General features: G+C 38.7%; 23 protein-coding genes. 9 read left to right on the top strand and 14 right to left on the bottom strand.

The annotated features are described in order from the left end of the window. Nucleotides 1-2: 2 nt before the first annotated feature. Nucleotides 3-455, top strand: a complete 453-nt coding sequence (locus tag G3567_RS09030) for a hypothetical protein (RefSeq protein ID WP_317164170.1) — start codon at nt 3-5, stop codon at nt 453-455. Then, nucleotides 452-3,043, top strand: a complete 2,592-nt coding sequence (locus tag G3567_RS09035; RefSeq protein WP_164005003.1) for a DNA gyrase/topoisomerase IV subunit A — start codon at nt 452-454, stop codon at nt 3,041-3,043. The genes G3567_RS09030 and G3567_RS09035 overlap by 4 nt, the downstream gene beginning before the upstream one ends. Here G3567_RS09035 and G3567_RS09040 read toward each other — a convergent pair. Next, nucleotides 3,040-3,408 carry a DNA topoisomerase IV gene (locus tag G3567_RS09040; RefSeq protein WP_164005004.1) on the bottom strand — a complete coding sequence of 123 codons (369 nt, stop codon included), beginning with the start codon at nt 3,406-3,408 and terminating at the stop codon, nt 3,040-3,042. The two genes, G3567_RS09035 and G3567_RS09040, sit on opposite strands and share 4 nt — an antisense overlap. A gap of 41 nt (nt 3,409-3,449) precedes the next feature. After that, entirely contained in the window at nt 3,450-3,875 is a 426-nt protein-coding gene (locus tag G3567_RS09045; RefSeq protein WP_164005005.1) for a helix-turn-helix transcriptional regulator, read from the bottom strand. A 297-nt stretch (nt 3,876-4,172) separates the two neighbouring features. Between G3567_RS09045 and G3567_RS09050 the strand changes: the two genes are divergently transcribed. Together G3567_RS09050 and G3567_RS09055 are read left to right on the top strand one after the other, a co-directional pair. After that, nucleotides 4,173-5,321, top strand: a complete 1,149-nt coding sequence (locus G3567_RS09050; protein ID WP_164005006.1) for a M14 family zinc carboxypeptidase — start codon at nt 4,173-4,175, stop codon at nt 5,319-5,321. 86 nt (nt 5,322-5,407) lie between these two features. Then, the gene (locus G3567_RS09055; RefSeq protein WP_164005007.1) at nt 5,408-5,890 is read left to right on the top strand and encodes an Lrp/AsnC family transcriptional regulator; all 483 of its coding nucleotides are present in this window, start codon (nt 5,408-5,410) and stop codon (nt 5,888-5,890) included. Nucleotides 5,891-5,942: 52 nt separating this feature from the next. Here G3567_RS09055 and G3567_RS09060 read toward each other — a convergent pair whose 3' ends face one another. Both G3567_RS09060 and G3567_RS09065 read right to left on the bottom strand, forming a co-directional pair. Continuing rightward, nucleotides 5,943-6,653 (bottom strand): YebC/PmpR family DNA-binding transcriptional regulator, encoded by a 711-nt coding sequence (locus tag G3567_RS09060; protein ID WP_164005008.1) that lies wholly within the window; start codon nt 6,651-6,653, stop codon nt 5,943-5,945. A gap of 8 nt (nt 6,654-6,661) precedes the next feature. Beyond that, nucleotides 6,662-7,045: a hypothetical protein gene (locus tag G3567_RS09065; protein ID WP_164005009.1), complete on the bottom strand. Its 384-nt coding sequence runs from the start codon at nt 7,043-7,045 to the stop codon at nt 6,662-6,664. A gap of 223 nt (nt 7,046-7,268) precedes the next feature. On the opposite strand from G3567_RS09065, the gene G3567_RS09070 reads away from it, so the two are divergent. Next, nucleotides 7,269-8,768: a DEAD/DEAH box helicase gene (locus tag G3567_RS09070; RefSeq protein ID WP_164005010.1), complete on the top strand. Its 1,500-nt coding sequence runs from the start codon at nt 7,269-7,271 to the stop codon at nt 8,766-8,768. Nucleotides 8,769-8,911: 143 nt separating this feature from the next. Here G3567_RS09070 and G3567_RS09075 read toward each other — a convergent pair whose 3' ends face one another. The 3 genes from G3567_RS09075 to G3567_RS09085 all read right to left on the bottom strand — a co-directional run bounded on the left by G3567_RS09075 (nt 8,912) and on the right by G3567_RS09085 (nt 12,130). Further along, a complete protein-coding gene (locus G3567_RS09075) occupies nt 8,912-9,532 on the bottom strand; it encodes a YqaA family protein (RefSeq protein WP_164005011.1) in 621 nt (206 codons plus the stop codon). A 61-nt stretch (nt 9,533-9,593) separates the two neighbouring features. Beyond that, entirely contained in the window at nt 9,594-10,820 is a 1,227-nt protein-coding gene (locus G3567_RS09080) for an MFS transporter (protein ID WP_164005012.1), read from the bottom strand. Continuing rightward, on the bottom strand, nt 10,817-12,130 hold the full coding sequence (locus G3567_RS09085; RefSeq protein ID WP_235923533.1) for a mechanosensitive ion channel family protein: 1,314 nt from the start codon (nt 12,128-12,130) through the stop codon (nt 10,817-10,819). Before G3567_RS09085 ends, G3567_RS09080 begins: the two co-directional genes overlap by 4 nt. A 42-nt stretch (nt 12,131-12,172) precedes the next feature. Between G3567_RS09085 and G3567_RS09090 the strand changes: the two genes are divergently transcribed. After that, nucleotides 12,173-13,024 (top strand): SdiA-regulated domain-containing protein, encoded by an 852-nt coding sequence (locus tag G3567_RS09090; protein ID WP_164005013.1) that lies wholly within the window; start codon nt 12,173-12,175, stop codon nt 13,022-13,024. A gap of 2 nt (nt 13,025-13,026) precedes the next feature. Here the strand turns inward: G3567_RS09090 and G3567_RS09095 are convergent, their stop codons facing one another. After that, on the bottom strand, nt 13,027-15,336 hold the full coding sequence (locus G3567_RS09095) for a transglycosylase domain-containing protein (RefSeq protein ID WP_164005014.1): 2,310 nt from the start codon (nt 15,334-15,336) through the stop codon (nt 13,027-13,029). Between the two features lie 123 nt (nt 15,337-15,459). Between G3567_RS09095 and G3567_RS09100 the strand changes: the two genes are divergently transcribed. After that, the gene (locus G3567_RS09100) at nt 15,460-16,173 is read left to right on the top strand and encodes an SDR family oxidoreductase (protein WP_164005015.1); all 714 of its coding nucleotides are present in this window, start codon (nt 15,460-15,462) and stop codon (nt 16,171-16,173) included. 79 nt (nt 16,174-16,252) lie between these two features. Here the strand turns inward: G3567_RS09100 and G3567_RS09105 are convergent, their stop codons facing one another. Next, on the bottom strand, nt 16,253-17,323 hold the full coding sequence (locus G3567_RS09105; protein ID WP_164005016.1) for a M42 family metallopeptidase: 1,071 nt from the start codon (nt 17,321-17,323) through the stop codon (nt 16,253-16,255). A gap of 108 nt (nt 17,324-17,431) precedes the next feature. Here G3567_RS09105 and G3567_RS09110 point away from each other — a divergent pair, with 108 nt between their 5' ends. Further along, complete coding sequence (locus G3567_RS09110) at nt 17,432-18,157, top strand: DUF4294 domain-containing protein (RefSeq protein ID WP_317164171.1); 726 nt, start codon at nt 17,432-17,434, stop codon at nt 18,155-18,157. A 48-nt stretch (nt 18,158-18,205) separates the two neighbouring features. Here the strand turns inward: G3567_RS09110 and G3567_RS09115 are convergent, their stop codons facing one another. The 5 genes from G3567_RS09115 to G3567_RS09135 all read right to left on the bottom strand — a co-directional run bounded on the left by G3567_RS09115 (nt 18,206) and on the right by G3567_RS09135 (nt 23,582). Then, on the bottom strand, nt 18,206-19,444 hold the full coding sequence (locus G3567_RS09115) for an ammonium transporter (RefSeq protein ID WP_164005017.1): 1,239 nt from the start codon (nt 19,442-19,444) through the stop codon (nt 18,206-18,208). Between the two features lie 22 nt (nt 19,445-19,466). Beyond that, nucleotides 19,467-19,805 (bottom strand): P-II family nitrogen regulator, encoded by a 339-nt coding sequence (locus G3567_RS09120; protein ID WP_164005018.1) that lies wholly within the window; start codon nt 19,803-19,805, stop codon nt 19,467-19,469. Nucleotides 19,806-20,041: 236 nt separating this feature from the next. Continuing rightward, nucleotides 20,042-20,584: an acyl-CoA thioesterase gene (locus tag G3567_RS09125; RefSeq protein WP_164005019.1), complete on the bottom strand. Its 543-nt coding sequence runs from the start codon at nt 20,582-20,584 to the stop codon at nt 20,042-20,044. A gap of 10 nt (nt 20,585-20,594) precedes the next feature. After that, nucleotides 20,595-21,920, bottom strand: coding sequence for a DNA recombination protein RmuC (rmuC, locus tag G3567_RS09130; protein ID WP_164005020.1), 1,326 nt, complete (start codon nt 21,918-21,920; stop codon nt 20,595-20,597). Nucleotides 21,921-21,980: 60 nt separating this feature from the next. Next, entirely contained in the window at nt 21,981-23,582 is a 1,602-nt protein-coding gene (locus G3567_RS09135) for an ABC transporter substrate-binding protein (RefSeq protein WP_235923534.1), read from the bottom strand. Nucleotides 23,583-23,684: 102 nt separating this feature from the next. On the opposite strand from G3567_RS09135, the gene mtaB reads away from it, so the two are divergent. Continuing rightward, nucleotides 23,685-25,019: a tRNA (N(6)-L-threonylcarbamoyladenosine(37)-C(2))-methylthiotransferase MtaB gene (gene mtaB, locus G3567_RS09140; RefSeq protein ID WP_164005021.1), complete on the top strand. Its 1,335-nt coding sequence runs from the start codon at nt 23,685-23,687 to the stop codon at nt 25,017-25,019. The last annotated feature ends 315 nt before the right edge of the window (nt 25,020-25,334 follow it).

Consider the following 25,334-nt stretch of genomic DNA (forward strand, 5'->3'; position numbering starts at 1 on the left):
TTGTGAAAAAAATACCCTGGATTTATTACTTCTCGGTAATAGTTCTTTTACTCACTATTTTTCTAAATCATCAACTCGGCAAACAACTCTTTCCATCAAACACCTACTATTATGCGACGCTTATAGTCATAAGTTTAGCTTTGGTTTATGTCTATTTTGCAGGAAAATATTTTGAATATGACAGCGAGGGAAGTTTAGTTGTCTTCTTGAACAAGGGAGCCATTCTGTCTGAATTTATCAGTTACCGCACTAAGATTTATGAAATTAAAAGAGAAAAAATAAAGGATTACAAAATACGCAACCTGTTGATATATAAAAGGTTAACCGTGTTTTATTCAACAAAAAATACAGACAGAAACTTCAGGGTTAACATCAGTATGTTAAGTCCAAGGAAAATAAGATTTATGAAGTTATCTCTTGATAAAATAATAGATAAAAACAAAGCCAACCTATGAGTGACGATTTAGATTTGACTTCTGATTCTCAAAATGAATTTGATCCTGGCGCAAAGGATGAGTCCATAAAGGTGACAGGGATGTTTCAGGAATGGTTCCTGGATTATGCCTCGTATGTCATTTTAGAAAGGGCCGTACCTGCGATTGAAGATGGTTTTAAACCAGTGCATCGTCGAATTTTACATTCCATGAAAGATCTGGACGATGGACGCTATACAAAAGTTGCAAACATCGTTGGTCATACCATGCAGTACCATCCACACGGAGACGCGAGTATTGGAGATGCTATCGTACAGATTGGTCAAAAAGACATTCTGATCGATACCCAGGGAAACTGGGGTAACATTCTAACGGGAGACCGAGCAGCGGCTTCAAGGTATATTGAAGCACGCTTGTCGAAGTTTGCACTTGATGTAGTATTTAATCCAAAAACCACGGAATGGCAAATTTCCTATGACGGCAGGAAGCAGGAGCCTGTAAATCTTCCCGTGAAATTCCCTATGGTCCTGGCTCAGGGCGCTGAAGGTATTGCCGTGGGCTTAAGCACGAAAATCTTACCTCACAATTTCAATGAACTCATAGAGGCCTCTATCAAACACCTGGAGGGTAAGCGCTTCACTATTTATCCTGATTTTGTCACCGGTGGCGTTGTAGATGTCTCAAATTATAACGACGGATTAAGAGGAGGAAAGATCAGGGTGAGAGCAAATATTGAAATAAGAGATAAAAATTTGCTTGTCGTGAATGAGATTCCTTATTCTACCAATACATCCACCCTTATAGATTCTATCTTAAAAGCGAACGAAAAGGGAAAAATAAAAATTAAAAAAATCGAAGACAATACGTCTTCTGAAGTTGAAATTCTCATTCATTTACCCAATAATATCTCACCGGATAAAACGATAGATGCCTTGTTTGCATTTACAAACTGTGAGGTTTCCATTTCGCCTTTAAGCTGTGTTATTATTGATGATAAACCCCACTTTCTAGGCGTTTCTGAGCTTCTGAGGAGAAGTACAGACAACACGGTTCGTTTATTAAAATCTGAACTGCAAATAAAACTAGGAGAATTAGAGGAGCAGTGGCATTTTGCATCTCTGGAAAAAATATTCATAGAAAAACGCATCTACCGGGATATTGAAGAGGAAGAAACCTGGGAAGGGGTTATAGAGGCCATCAATCTCGGTTTGCAGCCACACATCAAGCATCTCAAACGCAAAATAACAAGGGATGATATCACACGATTAACTGAAATCAAAATCAAAAGGATTTCAAAATTTGATCTTGATAAAGCTGAGCAAAAAATCGAAGCCTTGGAAGGCGAGATTCAAAGCGTGAAACATGACCTGGAGCATTTGATTGACTATTCTATCAATTATTTTAAAAATCTGAAAGAGAAATACGGCGCTGGAAAAGAACGCAAAACAAAGATTCAGCTTTTTGAAGATATTGAAGCGACAAAAGTCATCATGAGAAATACGAAGCTTTATGTCAACAGAAGTGAAGGCTTTGTAGGAACGTCTATGAAAAAAGAGGAGTACGTTACCGATTGCAGTGATATAGATGACATCATTTGCTTTACGGAAGACGGTACCATGATGGTCACCAAGGTAGAAGACAAGACCTTTATTGCTAAAAACATTATCTACGTTGGAATTTTCAAGAAAAAGGATAAACGCACCATTTATAATCTGATTTACAGAGATGGAAAAGCAGGTTATAACTACATGAAACGATTTGCAGTAACCTCCATTACTCGAGACAGGGCTTATAATGTTGGCAAGGATAAACCCGGTACTAAACTTTTATACTTCTCTGCGAATCCTAACGGTGAAGCCGAGCTGGTCACCGTGTTTTTAAGACAGAAAAAAGGATTGAAACGTCTCAAGTTTGACATTGATTTCTCTGATTTAGCAATAAAGGGCAGGAATGTGAAAGGGAATCTGGTTTCTAAAATGCCGATTAAAAGTGTAGAAATAAAAGAAGAAGGGGTATCAACTCTTAAACCAAGAAAAATCTGGTTTGATGAAACCGTGAGGCGACTCAACGTGGACGAAAGGGGTGAACTGCTAGGAGCCTTTAGAGGTGAAGACAGACTCTTGATTATCCGTCAAAACGGAATCGTAAAAACGATAATACCTGAACTCACCACACGATTTGAAAACGATGTGATCGTTATTGAAAAATGGAATCCCAAAAAACCAATCTCAGCGATTTACTGGGAAGGTGAAAAAGAACGCTTTTATGTTAAGCGCTTTTTAATAGAGCAGCCTGATAAAGAAGAATTAATCATCACCGATCACCCAAATTCCCAACTGGAGGTCGTGTCTACAGATTATATGCCCAGGATTGAAATCGAATATAAAAAAGCGCGAGGTAAAGAGAGAAAAGAGAACGACACAGTAAATGTGGAAGAGTTTATCGCTGTAAAGGGTATAAAAGCCCAGGGAAATCAATTGACCTCAGAAAATGTCAAGCAGATAGATGTACTCGACCCTCTGCCTTACGAGGAAGAGACTCCAGATGCTGAAGGGGACGATACAGATGAAGTGAAGCCAGGCAATAATCAATCTTCGTTGTTCGATTAATTTATCTTGGTCACACGGCCTTTTTGCTTGTTATTCTTCCCGACAATGCTGTACTCGAAGGTGTAAGCATTCTTTGACGTGGAAAGTATTTTCATGTGAATAGGCTGCTCTTCAGCCATATTCTTGGGATTTATAGTTTTTAAAACGTATTCACAATCATTGATCCAGCGGATGGAGGCCGTGTCTTTTTTATTTTCATAAATTTCGACTTCCAAAGAGTCATTTCTAATGAAAGTCGTTTTCACCAGGTCACCATTGAGGTAGGTTTCAAATTCGAATGTACCTGTTTTAAAATCTTTGCACTGCCGTTGTGGGTTGTAACAGGAGGCTAAACATAAGCTCAAAAGTAAAATAAGATAGCGCATTGACTTTTTTATGCAAAAGTAGTCCAAATCTAATGACTGCCTTAGGTTTTAGGATAATTTTCATACGACTCAAAGCTGCCGTCAGCATAGAATATAATGACCTTCTCAATATCTTTTCCTGACCTTCTCTTTGGCTGACTTTCCATGTCAGCTACAAGCCTGTCGTTTTTAGAAGTGACTGCTTTAGAATCATCAGAGTCATCAGTTGGTTTTTCAAGAGTATTATCTTCGTTCTGATCAGCAGGAGGAAAGTGCCCTTTTCCATTTAAAAGCCAGTAAAGTTCAACCTCTTCAAAGCTGGACACAACTTTCATCACAAAATCCAGACTGGGTTTATTTCTTCCGGAAAGAATATGAGAAATAGAAGCCCTGCCTACATCAATCTTATCCGCAAAAGAGGAGGCCGACAAATCGTAATAATCGAATATCTCCTTAAGACGTTTTGAAAAATCCTTACTGTTTACCATTGTAAATTATTATATGAGAATATCTATTCAAATAGGTCACTAATGTAAACAATTAATCCGGATTATTCAATAGTTCGTCAAAAACAAGCTGGTCTTTATTAAAGTCATACTATATATAGTACATGTTAAATTGCTATTTACTAGTATATTAGAAACTATTTATTGATCAATAGGAAAAATTCCACTGAAGAGGGAAGGATAACTCACACTTCTTCAAACTTTAGTTTACATCTGTAACTATTTTATGCTTTTGAATTGTTTACAAATGTATAATCCTATTTTTATACATTTGTAAACATGAATTTAAAGCAGCCCGATTTTACTGAACTACTAACGACCTATTCAGAATTTAAAGTTTCATCTCTTCAGGGAAGATATCTGAAAGAAGAGGATCTTCTCGAGGTCTTTAAGACGCTATCCAAAAAGTTCACAATCAAACATGAAGGCCATTCTGAAGAAGGTCGAATTATTTCTTCATTTCATGTAGGTAAAGGACCTCGAAAGATTTTGATCTGGTCTCAGATGCATGGAAATGAAAGCACAACCACCAAGGCAGTTCTAGATGTATTGAATTATTTTTTGACCTATCCGGAAGTTTCTGAGGCCATTCTGGATCGATGCAGTTTCGTTATCGTTCCTGTTTTAAATCCTGACGGCGCTGTTAACTACACCCGCGTGAATGCCAATGCCATCGATTTGAACAGGGATGCGTATTTGAAAACGCAATCTGAAAGCAAAATACTGCAGGGCATTTATTCTGAATTCAAGCCTGAGGTGTGTTTTAATATGCACGATCAGCGGACTATCTTCAGTGCGGGTTCAACCGATAAGCCTGCTACGGTTTCCTTTCTTTCACCATCTTTCAATGAGGCGCGAGATATTGATGCCATCAGAACGAAAGCCATGGGTTTAATTGCAAGGGCTAACCTGATGCTTCAAGAATTTATTCCAGGTCAAATCGGTAGATATGACGATGCTTTTAACATCAATTGTATAGGAGATTACCTTCAAAAAAAGGGAACCCCTACAGTTTTGTTTGAAGCTGGTCATTTCCCCGGCGATTATGATCGCGAGGAAACGCGAAAATATATTTTTATAGCTTTGCTGAATATGATTATCGATGTGGCCAACAACGAAAATTTTGATGCCGTCGAAACCTATTTTGAAATTCCTGAAAATGAAAAACTTTTCTATGACGTGATTTTAAGAAACGTGAATTATAACGACAACCCCACTGATATAGCGATTCAATTCAAAGAAACCCTCAGCGCGCATCACATTAAATTTGTTCCTGTTATAGAAAGAATAGACAGGCTGAATGATTATTTCGGACATCGGGAAATCGATGCTGAAGGTCAAATTTTGGAATTTGAAAAGCCGGTGCAGTTGAAGGAAGGTGAAATTTTATCATCGTTTACACTTAACAATAACGTTTTCGCTATATAATTGCTAAAGATTTAGCCGAATCTTTCTTTTATAATTATAAATTTTGATTATTATTGCATTTTATTTAATAATATAAGATTTCACATATGAAAGGAAAAATTAAACTTGACGAGACAGATCACCAGATTCTGAATATGCTCATTGACAATACTAGAACTCCGTTTACTGATATTGCCAAAAAATTGGACATCTCTGCGGGTACAGTGCATGTAAGGGTTAAGAAGATGGAAGAAAGTGGGATCATCATCGGTTCGTCACTGACTCTGAATTACAAAAAATTAGGCTACACCTTTATAGCTTATGTTGGTATTTTTCTTGAAAAGACTTCTCAAACTCAATTTGTTCTTAACAGAATTGAAGAAATCCCAAACATTACCGTAGCCCACGTGACTACAGGTAAATTTAACCTGTTTTGTAAAATAAGAGCTAAGAATACAGAGCACGCCAAAAACATTATTTTTCTTATCGATGATATCGATGGTGTCAGCAGGACCGAAACCATGATCTCCATGGAAGAAAGCCTTAATGATAAAACCCGATTGATGAAATCGATTTTTGAAAATATGTAAGGACTGTTTCTTTAAAATTAAAAAGGCTGGATTTTCATCCAGCCTTTTTAATTTATTCGCTCATCGTATGATAGACGTTTTGAACATCATCATCCTCTTCAATTTTCTCTAGAAGCTTTTCAACATCCTCCTTCTGTTCATCGGTAAGACTTTTTGTGACTTGTGGTATTCTGTCAAAACCAGAGGATTCAATTACTATATCACGCTCTTCTAAATATTTTTGAATGTCTCCAAAATTTTGAAATGGTGCATAAATCATGATACTGTCTTCATCTTCAAAGACTTCTTCAGCGCCAAAGTCTATCATTTCCAGTTCCAATTCTTCAACGTCAAGACCTTCAGAAGCAATTTTGAAGTTGCAGGTGTGATCAAACATAAATTCCACGGAGCCGGAGGTCCCTAAATTTCCGTCACACTTATTAAAATAAGACCTGATGTTGGCTACGGTTCGGTTGGTATTATCTGTGGCTGTTTCTACAAGAATGGCAATACCATGCGGAGCATAGCCTTCATATAAAATAATTTTATAGTCGCCCAGGCTTTTGTCGGAAGCTCTTTTGATCGCTCTTTCGACGTTATCCTTGGGCATATTGGCCGTTTTGGCATTTTGAATAACAGCTCTTAACTTCGCATTGGTTTCAGGATCAGGACCGCCTTCTTTTACAGCCATGACAATATCCTTACCTAGCCTGGTAAAGGTCTTGGCCATTGCAGACCAGCGCTTCATTTTTCTGGCTTTTCTAAATTCAAATGCTCTTCCCATACTTAAAATTATTCAGCAAAAGCTTCCATTTTACGGTTGTATTCTCTTATTTCAGCCTTGTTGACAGGGTTTTCTGACTTTTTAATCAGATTGATTAAATAAAGAAGGCTCTCCGATCCTGTGATAATTTCAGAATGTTCCGCTTCAATTTCCTCACCAGACTCTTCGTCAACGAGTGGTTCATCCTGAGGAATCGGAATTGCAAAAACCTCATTTTCTTCCACATGTTCAGTCACCAACCTCAATGTCTTAGCGACAACAGGTAAGTTTTCTTCCACTGCGTAAGGACGCAGTTCTCTCACCATGTCTACCACATCGTCTGTTACTATCTCGTTCGACTCAAGAGTTTCGACAATAGAATCAATTAGTTTTATTGCTTTTTTATTTTCCAAGGCTTTTATGTTTTTTAGATGTTATGCAAAAATAATTTTTAGTTTATATATATAGGTAGTTGTTTCTCTTTTTTTGAAAATATACTTGCATTTACCCTGATGAAGTCCTCTGCAAAGTATAGATTTTGTTTTATAAAACCCTAAATAATTTCAATAAACGCTTTAATCTGCGTATTTTTGCAAATCTTAAATTAGTAAATCACATTTCAACTCAAGGAAGTTTATGCCTGAAAAGACTGCAGAAAAGAGCCTCTACGATTATCAAGAAAAGGACTTAGTAAAGATTTTTGATAAGATTGAGAATTCTCCAGATAATTATAATCTATTGTATCAGTTACCAACGGGAGGAGGTAAGACCGTCGTATTTTCTGAAATCGTAAGACGATATATCGAAAAAACAGGAAAGAAAGTCATTGTGCTCACACATAGAATTGAACTTTGTAAGCAGACCTCCGATATGCTTGAAGGTTTTGGAGTAAAAAATAAAATCATCAATTCAAAAGTAAAAGAACTTCCGGATGATAATGAGTACATGTGTTTTGTGGCCATGGTTGAAACCCTGAACAATAGATTGAATGAAGAAAAGCTGAATATGAAAAATGTCGGCTTAGCTATCATTGATGAAGCCCACTATAATTCGTTTACCAAACTTTTTGGGTATCTGGACAAAGCTTTTATTCTTGGCGTAACTGCAACACCCTTAAGTTCTAATATTAAGCTTCCCATGCATCGAAATTATGAGGAGCTTATCGTGGGAAATTCAATATCCTCATTGATAGAACAGGGATTTTTGGCAGAGGCCAAAATGTTTAGTTATGATGTAGGTCTTGGTACACTGCAGGTAGGAATCACAGGGGATTACACCGTTAAATCTTCTGAAGACCTGTACACGAACCTGGATATGCAGGAAAAGCTGATTCAGGCCTATGAAGAAAAGTGCAAAGGCGAAAAAACTTTGATTTTTAATAACGGGATCAACACCTCCTGGTATGTATATCAGACCTTCAAGGATGCCGGTTACGACATAAAACACCTTGATAATACTCACAATAAAAAGGAGAGAAGGGCGATTCTGAAATGGTTTAGAGAAAAACCTGATGCCATTCTTACTTCTGTAAGTATTCTTACGACGGGTTTTGATGAACCTACCGTTAAAAATATAATTTTAAACAGAGCGACCAAATCCTTAACGCTTTACTTCCAGATGATAGGTAGGGGATCCCGTAAACTGCCTCATAAAGATACGTTTAACGTGATCGATCTCGGTAACAACATCGCCAGATTTGGACCCTGGAACGCATCTGTAGACTGGCAAATGATTTTTGAAAATCCAGATTACTTCCTGGATAATATGGTTTCTGATGAAGAAATTGAACTCAACTTCAAGTATGAAATGCCGGAGGAAGTGAGAGAGATGTTCAAAAATTCGGAGAATGTAGAATTTGATATCAGAAGACGTTATAATGAAACCATCAACAACGGTGATAAGTCTAAACTGGTTCTGGAAGAATCTATAGCTCAGCATGCCAGAATGTGTGCCGAAAATTCGGAAGATGTTTTTGATGCCAGAATTTTAGCCAGAGAATTGAAAGATGATATTAAAGACCGTATAAAACGCTATTCCAACTGCATCATCAACAACACCAAAAATTATAGAGATTGGCTTTACGAAGATTACGTCAGAAAACTGAGGGTAAAGATCAACGAACACTTTATGGATTAATCCATTTTACAAAAGGGCTATTTAAGTATAGTCCTTTTTTTGATCATTCTGTATTTGGAATCGAGGGAGAAAAGTAAGGCTGTGTCAATCAGGCTATGAGACTTCTGAATGCTTAAAACTGATAAACGACACTTGTATATCTCTTAAAGCGCCCCAAATATTAAGGCTCCGTAAATCGCAAATCGAACAAACCTTAAGGCGCCATAAAGCAAATAACTTCCAAATGGGAATTTAATTATCCCGGCCGAAATGCTGGCAATGGCAAACGGAAGTGGGAGTAAAGCTCCTACCAAAATCAAGATTCCTCCCCATTTTCTCATGTTCTTGATGTGCTTGGCCATTTTTACTTCCAGGAATACGAATACGGATGGGATGCTGGCAATACCTCGCCCCACAAAATAAGAAATAATACCTCCAAGATAGGATAGGGTAGCCAGAATAGTCAAAAAACCCCATGGTGAAGCGGCCTTACCGCACCAGGCGATAAAGATTTCCGGCGGAATAAGACCCAAAATGGATTCTGAAGCAAAAAATATAGCAAAAACTGCAACCGGATGAAAGTTTTCTGTAATGTACAACAGCATGGTATTGACATCGATTACAAAAAAATGAATTCCAAGTAAAATCGCAACAAATATCAAAATAGGAGGGGCTGCCTTGATCAAACTTCTACCCAAAAAGCTGTAAAAACCTGTATAGGTATAGTATTGATGCAGTAACCTCAGGTGAGATTTTCGATTTGGATTTTTATTCTTGTTACTCATAGCAGATCACAAAAGTAACGTTAAAGTCCTATCTCACCATATTTTTAACCAATCAAATTAATTAAGTATTTGTTAAATTATCAGACTCAGAAATGCTTGCCACTGCTTTGATGCGCTGTGCATTCAATAGGCACAATACCAGAAAGGCAAACAAACTCAGCATTATAGTTTCTATACTCAACCCGCCATCGATCATCCATCCCACGATTAATGGTCCTAAAGCTGTACTAATCACCATAAACATGGTAAAGAGGCTGCGGATGGCTCCTAATTTCTCTATTCCATATACCTCTGCTAATATGGAAGACTTTATAGTCCCGGACATGCCTACCGTAATGCCCATCAACAACAGAAATATCAGCGCTCCAAAAATGCTAGGGATAAGGGCATAAGCCAACAAACCTAAACTGATGGGGATAAGATAAAATCGGAACATTTTTTTAGCGGTGAATTTGTCCACCCAAAGCCCCCCGGCAAGCGAAAAAATCAATCGGGTTATGGCGTAACCGGTAAAAAAAGCAGCATACAATTGTGGAGACCATCCCTTTTGCGCTACAAAGACATACTGATAGAAAATAACAGCTGTCACGGTAAAGCTTATGGCAAAACTGGTTGGCATCAAAATTAAGAACCTCCTGTCGCTTATAATCTTTCCAAAATCCCTGACTAAGCCCGAAGATGAGGGTCTGCCAATGCTGAGTTGCTTATTGAAGTGATCCAAATCTGTAAAATAAAGTCTTATCAAATAGAGAAGCAATAGGATTCCTGAACCTATCATGGCCCAGCGCCAATCGAACCAGGCAATAACGAAGGCGAGTAACAATGGCAAGACAATTTCACCAGAGGAGAAACCAAGACTTGAAAAACTCAAGGCTTTACCGCGGTTCTTATCGTAAAACTTTGAAAGAATGGTCATGCTGATATGACTCAGCATACCCTGACCTGTTAAACGCAAGCCTACAAGACTTATGAATACAAATGCGATATGATAGGAAATCCCCATCAAAATACACGAAAAGGCCAGGCATATAACTGTAAATGCAGTTACTTTTTTAACCGAAACATGATCAACTGTATGACCAACAGTCAGCATGATGAATGAAGCTAAGACTGTACAGATGGCATAAATAGCTCCGAAATTACCTTCAGTAACAGCAAATTCTGATGAAATGGAAGTGACATAGAGGGAAATCAAGTAGGTCTGACCAAAACTAGACAAAAACGTAAGCGCCCAGCCAAAGCTCAATTTCCTAAAATTCCCTTTGATGAAATAAATAAAATCCTTCATGAATCTTTCTGGGATTCAAAAGGTGCTGAAAGCGACTTTAGATCTCTCCCGGAAGGATACTCGAAACACTCAAGTTCAAAATAAGGAATGGCAGCCAGTAAATGATCGAAAATCCCAGCCATGACGCGTTCATAATTGGCCCAAACCTTATCTTTGGAAAAGGCATATAGTTCTAAAGGGATACCCTCTGCCGTGGGAGCAAGCTGTCTTGTCATCATCATCATGTCTTTGTTGATATCCGGATGCTGTTCAAGATAATGGTCTATATAAACTCTGAATGCTCCAAAATTGGTCTGATTCCTCCCGTTAATTTGAACTGATTTGTCCACATCATGTTTTAAATTGTATTCATTGACTTCCTGCTGCTTGTTCTGAATATATGTTGAAATGAGTTTGACTTTTTTCAATTCTTCAATATCACTTTCAGAAAGGAATTTGATACTGTTGGCTTTGATCAGGATGGAACGCTTGATTCGTCTTCCCCCGGAAATACTCATCCCCCGCCAGTTTTTGAAAGAATCAGAGATCAAATAATAGGTAGGTATAGTGGTGATGGTATTATCGAAATTTCTCACCTTGACAGAAGCCAGGTTTATCTCATAAACATCCCCGTCTGCACCATATTTTTCCATGGTAATCCAGTCTCCAAGTCTTACGGTATCATTCACAGTGACCTGTATACTGGCAACAAACCCCAAAATGGTATCTTTAAAGATCAAAAGTAAAACTGCAGAAAAAGCACCTAGTGCAGTTAAAAATTTAAATAAGGGCTGACCGGTAATCGCAGAAAAGACAATAATTATCCCCACAATCCAAATCACGATCATAAAAACCTGGATATAACTCTCAATAGGTTTGTCCTTAAAGGTGTCAAAAGTTCTCAGGTAATCTTTAAAAGTCATGAAGATGGACCTTAGAATCCAGATGCTGACAAAAATGATAAGGACTTCAATTAATTTTTCAAAATAAATTTCAGATTCTGGAAAATCGATTAAAACAAGTGGAATTAGCTCCAGAATACAAAATAATACAGCAAAATTAGCCAGGTATACGAAGACTTTATTCTTGACCAGATAATCATCAAAGGTAGTTTTGGTTTTATTAGCGAGACTTTTAACAATGCGTATAGCTATGTATCTGAATATTTTAAAAGCCACATAACTCAGTATAAGCAGGACTACGGCATTCAATAAAGCATTGAGATAAATAGAGGCCGTCTCTCCAAAGTAATCTGAAGACTTTAGAAGCTCGTAAAAATATTTAGCCATCTCCGTTTCATTCATGGGTGATTTTTTTGCAAATTTACACATTTAGCATCATTTATAAACTTTTAAAACCGTCTCATTAGCAGCATGAAAGAAAATTTATATGTGATTTTTATAATCGGTGGAATTCTTCTTTTTGCAGGAGTCCTGTATGTGTATGTTAAGCCTGATAGAACCTATTCCAGGGATCTTATCGTTTTAAAAACCTGGGAACTGCCGGATTCACTTCGGGAGATCTCTGGGATAAGTCACTTAAGTGATTCAAAAATGGCCTGCATACAGGATGAGGAAGGGATTATTTTTATCTATGACTTAAACCTGGGTCAGGTCATTAACGAAATCAAATTTGGACCGAGTGGGGATTATGAATCCATTAGAGTTCTGGATTCTACTGCGTTTATCATGGAAAGTAACGGTAGAGTTTATAAAGTCTCGAATTTTGAATCGGATAGAAAACAAATTGAAGAGTTTACAACCCAATTTAAGTCTTCCAATGACATGGAAAGCCTGGATTTTCATCCTAAAACAAATTCGTTTTTGACAATTCCCAAAGAAAAAAATCTGCCAAAACAATGTAAAGTCTTTAGCGTTTATAAAATGAATGCCGAAAATTTTAAAATTGCTGAAGATTGTTTTTTGACTTTAACTGACAAACAGGCTTTTTTTAAAACTCGTAGCTTTGAGATTAAGGTTGAAGATTTCCATGCCTCAGAACTTAGCGTTCATCCCCAGAATGGTGAAATTTTTATATTGTCTTCGAAGCCTCCAAAATTACTAGTAATCGGTAAAGAAGGTTTGCCAAAGGAATTTCATTTACTAAACCCAAAACACTTTCAGCAACCTGAAGGCTTGTCCTTTGATTCTAAGGGTAGAATGTATATTTCTAATGAAGAAGGGAATTCAAACCGGCAAAATATTCAACTGGTAGAGTACAGGTGAGTTCAGTCTTTAGTTTTGCCAAACAAACGCTGGAAAAAACCTTTCTTTTCCTGTTCTTCTTCTGTCTTTTTGTCAAATCTTTTTTCAGTTTTATCATTCGAAAACAGGCGTTTAAAAAACCCATCTCGTTTTTCGCTCACACAATCTAAAGCTTCCTGTTGCTCAGGACTTAAACCTGAAAATCGTGCTTCAGTAATAAAATCATACTGAGCCTCTTTAGCCATGGCCCGGTAGAGTCTGCCGAAAACGGGTAAGGCTGTATTTGCCCCTTGTCCGAGTCTCGTCGACTTGAATCCAATGCTTGCGTTGTTGTGGCCAACCCAGGTTATATTCACCAGTTTGGGGGTCACCGCTGCAAACCAGCCATCTTTATTTTTTTGTGTGGTTCCGGTTTTTCCGGCGATATCCTGAGTTAAGCCATAAGTTGTTCTCAGGCGTTTGGCGGTTCCCTCCTGGACAACATTTTCCAGCATAGCCAATAGAAGTCGATTTTGCTCAGGGTCCAGGTTTGAAGGTTGTGGGGGTTTGGCCTCAAATTTAGCTATGATTTTTCCTGTTTTTGAAGTTATTTTGGTGATGAAATAGAGTTGCGGAACCTTGCCCTGACTGGTAAAACTGGAATAAACCTTAGCCAGTTCTTTCATATTTAGTTCAGCTGTCCCCAGAGCTAAAGACGGTTGTTCTTCCAGTTTGGAGGTAATCCCCATGCTTTTTGCCAGGTTTATGGTATTGGAAATACCTGCTTCTTCAAGGACTTTTACGCTCACCGTATTGATGGAGTTGGTTAGCGCGTATTTTAGTGAATAATTCAAATACGGATCTTTTTCCGCATTGCCTGAATTCTGAGGACTCCAGTTGTCTAAATTGGTATAAGTGATCTCTTTGGCAGAAATATAATCACAGGGTCTCAATCCGTATTTTAGTCCGCTTGCATACACCACGGGTTTAAAGGTTGATCCAACCTGGCGTTTGGAATTTTCAATAATATCAAATTTTGAAAGCCGATAATCTGCTCCGCCTACATAAGCCAAAATCCTGCCTGATTCAGGGTCAATACTCAAGCTTGCAGCATTGATTTGCTTTAAGTTATAGCTTAAGCTATCCAGTATAGATAGTTGTAATACAGTGGATTTACCTTGATCTATAACCTCTACAGGTCTACGCTTTGTTAAACTGTCTAAAATTTGGTTAGCAGATAAGTTCTGAGCCTTCCAAGCCTGATACGTCTTGGTTTGCTTTGCTATTTTAAGAAGCAGTTCTTCATTTTTCCAGGGTGGGGCATTTCCATATTCAGCTTCAAACAGGGGTTGCAGATACTCAATTTGATTTTTAACTGAATTTTCCAAGAGCTTTTGCTGACCTAAATCTAAGGTGGTGTGAATCTGTAAGCCGTCTTCTTCAATACTGTAAGCCGTACCGTCTTCCTTTTTGATATCGCTTAATACTCTTTCCACTTCAGCCTTAACCAGGTCGATAAAATATTGCCTTTGGTATGTGTTCTTTTCTGAAATGCTGAGCTGAATGGGTTCAGACATAGCTTGATTTGCTTCTTTTGATGACAGGTAACCGTATTTCAGCATTTGAGAAATGACAACATCGCGTCTTAACTGACTGCGCTCTGGGAATAATCTGGGATTGTAGGAGTGATTTGCTTTTAAAGTCCCCACTAAGGTCGCCGATTCCTGTAAGTTTAATTCTGAAGTTGTCTTGCTGAAAAACAATCGGGCTACACTTTCTATTCCATACGTATTACCGCTGAAAGGGACTGTATTGAGATACAGTTCTAGGATTTCTTCTTTGGAATACATCTTTTCAATGCGTCTGGCAACGATGCTTTCCTTTAGTTTGTTTACTGGTAAACTGAAGATGCCATAAACGTTTCTGCCATAGATGTTTTTGACCAATTGCTGAGTGATGGTACTTCCACCCCCGGAGGATTTATCTCCGGAGAGTATGCTTTTAAAAAAGACACGCAGCAGACTATACTTATCCACACCATCATGTTCGTAAAACCTGGCATCTTCGGTTGCGACGAGTGCGTGAATAAGGTGCTTAGGAATTTCAGAATAAGAAATAGATTGCCGGTTGTATTTATAAAGCTTGTCAATGATGTTGCCTTTATAATCTAAGATCTCGGTAGCTTCAGCCTGCTGAATATTCGCCAAATCCTTTTCGTTTTGAACTTTACCCCAAAAGCCAAAATATACACTTCCAAAAAATAACAAGAACAGAAGCAGAATGACTGAAACTCCAAAAACTGAAGCTTTTTTAAATCGGTTGAGCTTTTTTGTTTTAAGGCCGGGTCTGGACATGAATTGAAATTTGATTCAAAAGTAATTTTAAATGAAGTAATGCTGACGTTAAAACTATATAAAATCAGGAATAACTTGTTTTATAGCATGTAACTTTAAAGTCCATATAAAATTATACATATCATGAAAAATAAAGTTGCCTATATTACAGGAGGAAGCAAAGGTATAGGATTTGGAATTGCAGATGCCTTGATGAAGGAAGGCGTAAACGTCGCCATTACAAGCCGTTCTCAATCTTCCGCAGACGAAGCTGCAGAATTACTCAGGAGTTCCAATGCTAATGCAAAAGCCATTGGAATTGAAGCTGACGTAAGAAGCATGTCCTCTCAGCAGGAGGCTGTCGATAAGATTCTAAAGGAATTTGGTCAATTGGATTATGTGATTGCCAATGCAGGCCTAGGGCATTACCACAGTATCGAGGACCTAACTGAAGAGCAGTGGAATGAAACCATTGACACCAATCTGACGGGAGTATTTTTCTCCATAAAGGCCAGTGTAGACGCTCTGAAGAAAAGCAAAGGCTATTTCATAACCATATCGAGCTTGGCAGGAACGAATTTCTTTGCAAAAGGCTCTGCCTACAACGCCAGTAAGTTTGGTGTTACAGGCTTTACTCAGGCCGTTATGTTGGACTTGAGAGATCACGGTGTAAACGTGTCCACGATTATGCCAGGTTCAGTAGCGACGCATTTCAATGGTAATACACCTGATGAAAGTGATGCCTGGAAGATTCAACCGGAAGATTTAGGTGAAATGGTTGTGGATTTATTCAAAATGAATCCAAGGACTCTACCGAGCAAGGTAGAAGTTAGACCATCACAACCCCCAAAAAAATAGAGGTATACCTCTTATAAAGTAAAAGCCTGTTTCCATTACGTTTTGGAGACAGGCTTTTTTTCATGGCTCAAGTTCGTTTTTATTCGAAATAACTAAACTTGTCCCCATTTTTAATTTCCAGTAAGGAGTTATAGATCAATTTGATCACATTTTCAACATCCGCTTTATGCACCATTTCTACAGTGGTGTGCATATACCTTAAAGGCAAAGAGATCAATGCGGAAGCAACTCCACCATTGCTATAAGCAAAGGCATCCGTATCCGTTCCAGTCATTCTGCTTGCCGCAAGACGCTGAAAGGGGATGTTGTGTTTTTCTGCGGTATCGATAAGCAGTTCGCGTAATTTATTCTGAACGGCCGGCGCATAACTGATGACAGGTCCCGCACCAATTTTGGTTAAGCCTTCCTTCTTTTTATCAATCATTGGAGTCGTGGTATCATGACAAACATCGGTTACAATAGCCACATTAGGTTTGATGGTATTACTGATCATTTCAGCACCACGCAACCCGATTTCTTCCTGTACTGAATTGGTGATATACAGGCCAAAGGGTAATTCTACTTTGTTTTCTTTAAGCATTCGCGCAACTTCAGCAATCATGAAGCCACCCATTCTGTTATCCAGTCCACGACAAACGAATTTGTCCTTATTCAGGATAAAAAACTCATCGGGATAGGTAATGACACAGCCTACGTGCACTCCAAGTTTTTCAACTTCTTCTTTGTTGGAACAACCCACATCGATGCAGATATTTTCAATCTTTGGCGTTTCTTCTTTTGATTTGTCACGTGTATGAATTGCAGGCCAGCCAAAAACACCTTTAACAATACCGTTTTTAGTATGAATATTGACACGCTTAGAAGTCGCGATCTGGTGATCACTTCCTCCATTTCTGATGACATAGATGAGTCCTTCTTCTGTGATATAATTCACATACCATGATATTTCATCAGCATGGCCTTCAATAACCACCTTAAATTCGGCATCCGGATTTATAATTCCAACAGCTGTTCCGTAGGTATCTGTAATGAATTCATCTACATAGGGTTTTAGATATTCCATCCATAATTTTTGTCCTTCCCATTCATAACCGGTTGGAGCAGCGTTATTTAAGTATTTTTCTAAAAATTTCAGAGAATTATCATTCATATCTTCGTGTTTTTAAGTCGCTAATTTAGTAAAGTATTGAGATATAGTTAAAAACGAAACCTTAATTTTGGAATGATTTTAGATTAGATCTATACAAATTAAATTGACGTGAAAATTACTGCTTATTTTTGTTTGCTTTTGAGTTTATCCTTAGGTGCTCAGGAATACAAATACAAAAGAAACTCAGAGGATTCTATTCCAAGGCAAAAAAAATTTATGATCCTGGACAAGGACTCTGCCTGGGTGGACGAAGTTAAGCTCGATGAAGTCATTATTTTACCAAAGTTGAACTTTAAAAACAGAGACGAGTTCAGAGATTACCTTATACTTAAACGAAAAACGAAAAAAGTCTGGCCTTATGCCAGACTGGCTTCTGAGCGCTTTGAAATCTTAAATCAGCGCCTGGAAAATATTAAGTCTAAACGGAAAAAGCGAAAATATACATTGATAATTCAAAAGTATGTGGAGGAAGAATTCACAGAAGAATTAAAAAAACTGACCAAAACTGAAGGCCAGATCCTGGTAAAATTAATTCACCGGCAAACCGGCGAAACCACCTTTGATTTGGTTAAAGATTTAAGATCGGGCTGGAGAGCCTTTTGGTATAATACAACAGCCAGTTTTTTCAATATATCCTTAAAAGAAGAATATCAGCCTTCAACAGTTAAGGAAGATTTCTATATCGAAGATATCCTGCAAAGAGAATTTCAATCGGGTTCCTTAAATAAACAAGCTCCAAAAACCGATATCCAATTTTTGGAGCTCATGGATAAATGGCAGAAAGATTCATTATTGTTACCTCCTTCTGCCAGGAGAAGCTTCGGCAGGTATTGATTTTAGCATGCTTGATAATTCACTGCTAGCCGGTTCGATTTGAATGTTCTAATTTTCATTGATTCTAAAGTCTGAATAGGCATCCATACCGTGTTCATGTAAGTCCAGACCTGCAATTTCTTCCTCTCTAGAAACTCTCAAACCTATGGTGGCTTTAATAGCTAAAAGAATAAGCCCTGAGCTGATTACACAAAAGCCGCCAATAATCAAAACTCCATACAATTGGGTCAGCAGCTGGCCACCACTCGCCAGGGAACCGAAAATACCTACGGCCAGGGTTCCCCAGACACCGCATATCAGGTGAACGGTAACCGCGCCTACAGGATCATCCAGTTTTAGCCTGTCGATGAACGCTACTCCCAGAACGATTATTAAACCAGCTATTAAACCAATAACGACCGCCTCATTTGGGGACATAAGGTCGGCTCCGGCGGTAATGCCTACAAGACCTCCCAGAATACCATTTAAAAACATGGTTAAATCTAAATTCTTATAGAGTATTGTATTGAGTATCATGGCTCCAAATCCACCAGCTGCGGCAGCAAGGCTCGTTGTGACTAGAACCAGGGAAGTCAGCTCTGGGTCTGCCGATAGTACAGATCCGCCGTTGAATCCAAACCAGCCCAGCCAGAGCACTAAAACACCGGCTGTGGCAAGCGGGATACTGTGACCAGGAATAGCTTTGGGTTTACCGTCCTTTCCGAATTTCCCTATTCGGCCTCCTAAGATAGCTATGGCAACCAGGGCTGCCCAGCCGCCAACCGAATGGACCAGGGTAGAGCCGGCAAAATCATAAAAGCCCCAGGAATCCAGGAAGCCACCTCCCCATTTCCAGGATCCAATGATAGGGTAGACCAAACCAACATAGAGGATGGTGAAAATCATAAACGATCCAATTTTAATGCGTTCGGCGACGGCTCCGGAAACTATGGTTGCAGCGGTTGCTGCAAACATGCCCTGAAACAGAAAGTCTGTCCAATAAGTGTATCCGCCTTCTGCATAAGCTGCAGTGACCCCTCCTTCAGGAGATTCCAAACCAAAACCTGCAAATTTCAAAATACCCAGATCGCCTTCAATAAAACCGGGGTACATCAGATTAAATCCAAAAGCATAATAAAGTAACAATCCGCCTGTAATGATGAATATATTCTTAAACAGTATGTTAATCGTGTTTTTTTGTCTTGTTAAACCTATTTCTAAAAAAGCAAACCCGGTATGCATAAAGAAAACAAGTGCAGTTGCCACCATCATCCATACGTTGTTTGCTGTAAATAATCCTAAATCCATAGATTAATGTTTAAATTGGTTATTAATTTATTCCTGCTTTACCCTTTTCCTTTGTTCTAATTCTATAAGCCTCCAGTACTTCAGAAACAAATATTTTTCCGTCTCCAACTTTACCGGTGTAAGCGGTTTCGAGAATCGCCTCAATGGTTCGTTCCATAAACTCGTCTGAGACCACAATAGATAAATGCCGTCTTTGTATATCGGTTGTGCTGTAAGAAATACCACGATAAACATGTCCTTCTTTTTCATTACCGACTCCAGTGACATCCCAGTAACTGAAAAAATTGACTTCAACCTGATGCAAGGCCTCTTTGACTTCATCAAATTTAGATTTTCTAATGATTGCTTCTATTTTTTTCATATTACATGTATTTGAAGGGGTTAAACTACAATAAAGTGTGTATTAAACAATAACACCCCCTAAGATTAAGGGGGTGTTATTGTTTAATGTTACATATAATGGAATTACGGTTTTATAGAATTGAAGTTTTTTTTAAAACAAACCGTTTTAAAACTTAAAAAAATCATCTTTTTTTAAAAAAATAACAATTTCAGATATTTATTTAGAATTAATACAAATTAAGTGCTCCTGTATAATTATTTCATTTGCACATTATAATCTTTCAAAATTTGCTGGAACTCCCGTTTATCAAACGTGAAATTTGAAAAGATCTCGTCGTATTTTTTTCTATTTTCCATTCGCTTGATGTTTTTGATGAAACGTCTATAGTCATCTTCAGAATTTAGTTCCAAACCGGGAACTTCTATAGATTTTCCATTTTCATCTTTCGCAACCATCGTAAAATAGGAGGAATTACAGTGTTTTTTGGATCCATCCTGTATATGTTCAGCTTCAACGCGTACACCGACTACCATGGAAGTTCTTCCTACATAATTAACAGTGGATTTCAAAGTCAGGAGTTCTCCAACCTCTACCGGATTCAAAAAATCTACCCTGTCTACACTTGCGGTGACGCAGTAATTTTCGGAGTGCTTGGAAGCACAGGCAAAAGCCACCTGATCCAGCAGGGATAGAATAAATCCTCCGTGAATTTTTCCTCCGAAGTTGGAATGGGAGGGAAGCATCAATTGACTGAGTACTACTGCAGATTCTGAACTGTGTTTAAATTTTTTGGTCATGAGTTTGCTTTTACGGGTTTGTAATCCATTTAGGATCGATTGTTTTTTTGGAAGTGACCCCTAGATTTTTAAGGGCTTCTACATCTTTTATAAGATTTTGCTGGCCTGTCAGCTTTTTCATGGCCTGATCGAAAGTTGCTTTTGTGGAATCTATCCGATTTCCAACAGCATCGAGTCCTTCAATTAAATTCACGAATTTATCGTACAAATCTCCGGCGTGTTTCGCGATCTCGAGTGCATTTTGCTGCTGCTTTTCGTTACTCCACACCATATCCACCGTTCTCAGTGTAGAAAGAAGAGTCGTAGGGCTTACCATCAGGATGTTATCCTGAAAAGCAGAATAGAAAAAGTTAGAATTTTCACTTTGAGCCAGGAATAAAGCCGGTTCCACAGGAATAAACATCAGTATAAAATCGGGAGAGGATTCACCCCCCAGTAAATCATATCGTTTTTCCTTTAAACCTTTGAGATGACTTTCCAGAGACTTGACATGAGCTTTAAGGTAAGTCTGTTTTTCATGCTCGTTTTCCGTATTGATATAGTTTTCATAAGCCTTTAAGCTGACCTTGGAGTCGATGACCATCAGCTTTTCGTTTGGCAAATACACCACAACATCAGGCAGCTTACTCACGCCGTTATCATCTTTGTAATGTTGCTGAATTTCATATTCTCTTCCTCTAACAAGACCTGATTTCTGTAATACCTTTTCCAGAATCATTTCACCCCAGTTCCCCTGTGTTTTATTATCGCCTTTCAAAGCTTTAGTCAGGTTATTGGCTTCTTCAGATATTCTTAAATTCTGCTCATTCAAATGCTTGAGTTGCTCGCCCAACTGCGAATGACCTTGTAGAAAGTCGGTGTTAGTTTTTTCGATTTTAGTTTCAAAAGACTGGAGTCTTTCCTTCAAAGGTTCCAGGATATGGGTGATGTTCCTTTTATTTTCCTGCGTAAACTTTTCGGACTTCTGCTCCAAAATGCGCTGGGCTAAGTTTTCAAACTCTTCGCTAAATTTCTTTTGCAGGGCCTGCATCTCTGCTTTTTGCTCGGTCCATTGCCTTTGTAGTCCTTCGAGTTCGGTTTCTTTCTGAGTAAATTTATTCTGAATTTGATAACGTTCACTGACTTCCGATTTCAATTCCGCCTGTAGCTTTTCGTTTACTTTCAGATACTCGGCTTTTACTTTTTCCTCACGCTGAAGCGATTCGGTATAGAGTTTTTCAAAATGTGACGAGGTGGTTTGCCATTTTAAAATGGAGGAGCGGTCTATTAATTTGGCGATGATAAACCCCAAAACTGAAGCTATAACCCCAACGATGATTAAACTTGAAATATCCATAAGATGGTTTTTTTCAAAGATAGAAAAGGAATACTTAGAAAAGCTCAATTCAGAGGCGCTCTACCTGGTTTTTTTAACCTCGGAAAGATCTAACAGGTTGAACGGATTGATACCCAATCCCTTTACAGCTTTAGATCTAAAACGAACCACCTCATCATAATACAAAGGAACCACGGGCGCTTCTTCAATCAATAAAGAATCCATTTTTGCATACAACTCATATCGCAATGAATCTTTGGTCAGGCTCAGCGCTTCTTCATAAAGCCTGTCGTAGGTTTCATTTTTGAAATGCGTGTAATTGGGACCATTGGGAGAAAAATTGGCGCTGTAAAACAAAGACAGATAATTGATGGCATCGGGATAATCTGCAATCCAGCTCGCTCTGAAGGTTTCCAGTTGCCCCGCAGAACGCTTTTGACGAATGGTGGAAGGCGGCATGACGTCAATTTCTACTTCAACACCAATTCTTTGAACTTCCTTCTGTATAAATTCCACCAGGTCTATATAAGATGGATTTGTACTGATGATAAGTTTAGGATCCTTTATGCCGGTTTCATCTTTGAATTTCTGAATCAATTTCCTGGCTTTTTCCGGTTGAAAGGTATAGCCCTGAATGTGTGCCCGTCCCGAAAGCCCTTCAGGAATAAAGCCTCTATGGGCGGGGATTCCTATATTATTTCTCAGGTATTTAATCATTTTGTCTCTGTCGAAAGCGTAATTGATCGCCAGGCGAAAGGCCTTGGATTTCATTTCTTTACTATCTGCATCTAAATAGAAGCCCAGATACTCTGTATTGAGGTATGGACTTTTTTCCATGGCGATATCCGTTTCAAATTTTGTACTGAGTTCGCCATCTACAGTAATAAGTTCATCTTTATAAGACGGGTCCAGTCCACTAAGAAAGTCCAGCTTTCCTTGTACAAAAGCTAAAAATTCACTTTGTTTATCGGGCAAAAAACTTATGGCTACAGCTTCCAGGTAGGGCAGAGCATTTCCTTCGGCATCGGTTTTGAAATACAAATTATTTTTTCTCAACACCAGTTTTTCTCCTATTTCCCAGCGCTTAAATTTGAAAGGCCCGGTGCCAAGAGGTGAGGTTTGAAAATCGAGCTGATCCATTTCCACAGGAAGAACAGAACAAAATTTAGATGTTAGCAAGCCCAGAAAAGCAGGAAATTTCTGTTTGAGTTCTATTTGTATAAGAGAATCATTGAGGGCTTCTATGCGTTTGACATCAGACATCACCCAGCTTCCGGGTGAAGCCACCTGAGGATCGGTGAGGCGTTTCAGACTGTATTCCACATCAGAAGCCACAACCAGTCTTGTCGAGTCTTTACCAAAAACAGGGTGTTTGTGAAAGAAGACATCATCCCGCAATTCAAATTGATAGGTCAGGCCATCTTCAGAAATGGTCCAGCTACGCGCAATATCTCCTTCGATGGATAAGTTTTTATCGAGTTTTACCAGAGAATTGTAAAGCTGATGAGCCGGCCAGATGTTCCGTTGATCTTTTGCAAATGCCGGATCCAGCGATGTGATGTTGGCATGCTCATTATACCTGAAGACCAGGTGATCGCGATCGCTTACATCAGAGTCTGTGCAGGAAGTCAGTAGCAGCAGATTCAGCAATAACAAGAAAGAAAGAATGGAGCGGGAGTTCAATTTTCGAAAATAAATTTTAGTTGGTATCTTTGCACACAATTGCGAATATAGAGGTTTCTTCTGAATTTATTTTAGACAACCTTAGTCTTACAAAACAAAATCATGTCCACACCAAAAGTTGCTTTTTACACCTTAGGCTGTAAGCTGAATTTTTCTGAAACCTCCACGATAGCCAGGAATTTTGAAGACGAGGGTTACCAGCGCGTAGCATTCGAAAGCGATCCTGATGTGGTGGTCATCAATACCTGCAGCGTAACGGAAAATGCTGATAAGCGATTCAAAACCATCGTTAAGCAGGCTCAAAAATCAAATCCCGATACGTTTATCATAGGAATTGGCTGTTACGCACAATTAAAGCCCGAAGAGCTCGCTGAAGTCAATGGAGTAGACCTGGTGCTGGGTGCCACCGAAAAATTTAAAGTGACCGATTATATCAGCGATCTGACCAAAAATGACTTTGGCGAGGTACATTCCTGTGAAATTGATGAAGCCGATTTTTATGTAGGCTCGTATTCTATTGGAGATAGAACTCGCGCTTTTCTAAAAGTCCAGGACGGCTGTGATTATAAATGCACCTATTGCACCATACCACTGGCGCGTGGTATTTCCAGATCAGACAAACTGGAAAATGTGCTAAAGAATGCCAGGGAAATCTCTGAGCAGGGCATCAAAGAAATCGTGTTAACAGGCGTCAACATTGGGGATTATGGCAAAGGCGAGTTTGGAAACAAGAAACACGAGCATACGTTTCTAGACCTTGTAAAAGCTCTCGACCAGGTGGAAGGCATTGATAGAGTTCGCATTTCATCCATAGAACCTAATCTGCTTAAAGACGAAACCATAGATTTTGTCGCAAACAGCAAGTGTTTTGTACCTCATTTTCATATCCCCTTACAAAGCGGAAGCAATACCCTCCTGAAAAAAATGCGCCGGCGATACCTAAGAGAACTTTACGTGGATCGCGTTGATCGAATCAAGAATCAAATGCCGGATGCCTGTATTGGCGTCGATGTTATCGTTGGTTTTCCCGGCGAAACCGATGAATTGTTTCTGGAAACCTTCAATTTTTTAAACGAACTGGATATTTCTTATTTGCACGTGTTTACCTTTTCGGAGAGAGACAACACACCCGCAGCAGAAATGGAAGAGGTCGTGCCAGTAAAAGTGAGAAAGAAGCGCAGCAAGATGCTAAGAGGGCTTTCTGCCAAAAAACGACGTGCCTTTTATGAAAGTCAGCTGAACTCTACGCACGAAGTCTTGTTTGAAGGCGAAAATAAATCCGGGTATATCCATGGTTTTACCGAGAATTACGTCAAAGTTAAAAGCTTTTGGAACCCTGAACTGGTCAATACCAAACACCAGGTGCTTTTGAATGAAATTGACGACGACGGCATTGTTAAGGTGGATTTTATACAGGAGATGATAGCGGCGGAATAATTTAAGTATTCTACTTGAGTTTAGACGTTTCAATGAGGTCTAAACAGAACGCAGCAAAACCTAAAATCTATACTGCCTTATCTGTATTCTACAGGAAGAAATTTCAACGACTTTTTATGAGTGATTGATCGCCTGCAACTGAAGGCAAATCAATAACTTATTACTTCCTCAGATGAGACAATAGCAAAGACTATATTATTTCTAGATCTGTAAGCCAGGTAAAAGTTTTTGAACTGCAAAAAGTGTCAGTATTCAGGCTAAACTCTCTATCTAAAGGCAGAGCGCTTTTATTTTGAATTCAGGCCAGAAAAAAAT

Source organism: Psychroflexus aurantiacus, from assembly GCF_010820555.1.
Lineage (GTDB): Bacteria > Bacteroidota > Bacteroidia > Flavobacteriales > Flavobacteriaceae > Psychroflexus > Psychroflexus aurantiacus.

Coding starts and splice junctions, on each gene's coding strand:
- G3567_RS09085 (WP_235923533.1), bottom strand. CDS start 12,130: ATGTGTAAATTTGCAAAAAAATCACCCATGAATGAAACGGAGATGGCT.
- mtaB (WP_164005021.1), top strand. CDS start 23,685: ATGTCCACACCAAAAGTTGCTTTTTACACCTTAGGCTGTAAGCTGAAT.
- G3567_RS09055 (WP_164005007.1), top strand. CDS start 5,408: ATGAAAGGAAAAATTAAACTTGACGAGACAGATCACCAGATTCTGAAT.
- G3567_RS09035 (WP_164005003.1), top strand. CDS start 452: ATGAGTGACGATTTAGATTTGACTTCTGATTCTCAAAATGAATTTGAT.
- G3567_RS09045 (WP_164005005.1), bottom strand. CDS start 3,875: ATGGTAAACAGTAAGGATTTTTCAAAACGTCTTAAGGAGATATTCGAT.
- G3567_RS09125 (WP_164005019.1), bottom strand. CDS start 20,584: ATGACCAAAAAATTTAAACACAGTTCAGAATCTGCAGTAGTACTCAGT.
- G3567_RS09105 (WP_164005016.1), bottom strand. CDS start 17,323: ATGAATGATAATTCTCTGAAATTTTTAGAAAAATACTTAAATAACGCT.
- G3567_RS09120 (WP_164005018.1), bottom strand. CDS start 19,805: ATGAAAAAAATAGAAGCAATCATTAGAAAATCTAAATTTGATGAAGTC.
- rmuC (WP_164005020.1), bottom strand. CDS start 21,920: ATGGATATTTCAAGTTTAATCATCGTTGGGGTTATAGCTTCAGTTTTG.
- G3567_RS09075 (WP_164005011.1), bottom strand. CDS start 9,532: ATGAGTAACAAGAATAAAAATCCAAATCGAAAATCTCACCTGAGGTTA.
- G3567_RS09095 (WP_164005014.1), bottom strand. CDS start 15,336: ATGTCCAGACCCGGCCTTAAAACAAAAAAGCTCAACCGATTTAAAAAA.
- G3567_RS09080 (WP_164005012.1), bottom strand. CDS start 10,820: ATGAAGGATTTTATTTATTTCATCAAAGGGAATTTTAGGAAATTGAGC.
- G3567_RS09090 (WP_164005013.1), top strand. CDS start 12,173: ATGAAAGAAAATTTATATGTGATTTTTATAATCGGTGGAATTCTTCTT.
- G3567_RS09070 (WP_164005010.1), top strand. CDS start 7,269: ATGCCTGAAAAGACTGCAGAAAAGAGCCTCTACGATTATCAAGAAAAG.
- G3567_RS09115 (WP_164005017.1), bottom strand. CDS start 19,444: ATGGATTTAGGATTATTTACAGCAAACAACGTATGGATGATGGTGGCA.
- G3567_RS09050 (WP_164005006.1), top strand. CDS start 4,173: ATGAATTTAAAGCAGCCCGATTTTACTGAACTACTAACGACCTATTCA.
- G3567_RS09100 (WP_164005015.1), top strand. CDS start 15,460: ATGAAAAATAAAGTTGCCTATATTACAGGAGGAAGCAAAGGTATAGGA.
- G3567_RS09060 (WP_164005008.1), bottom strand. CDS start 6,653: ATGGGAAGAGCATTTGAATTTAGAAAAGCCAGAAAAATGAAGCGCTGG.
- G3567_RS09040 (WP_164005004.1), bottom strand. CDS start 3,408: ATGCGCTATCTTATTTTACTTTTGAGCTTATGTTTAGCCTCCTGTTAC.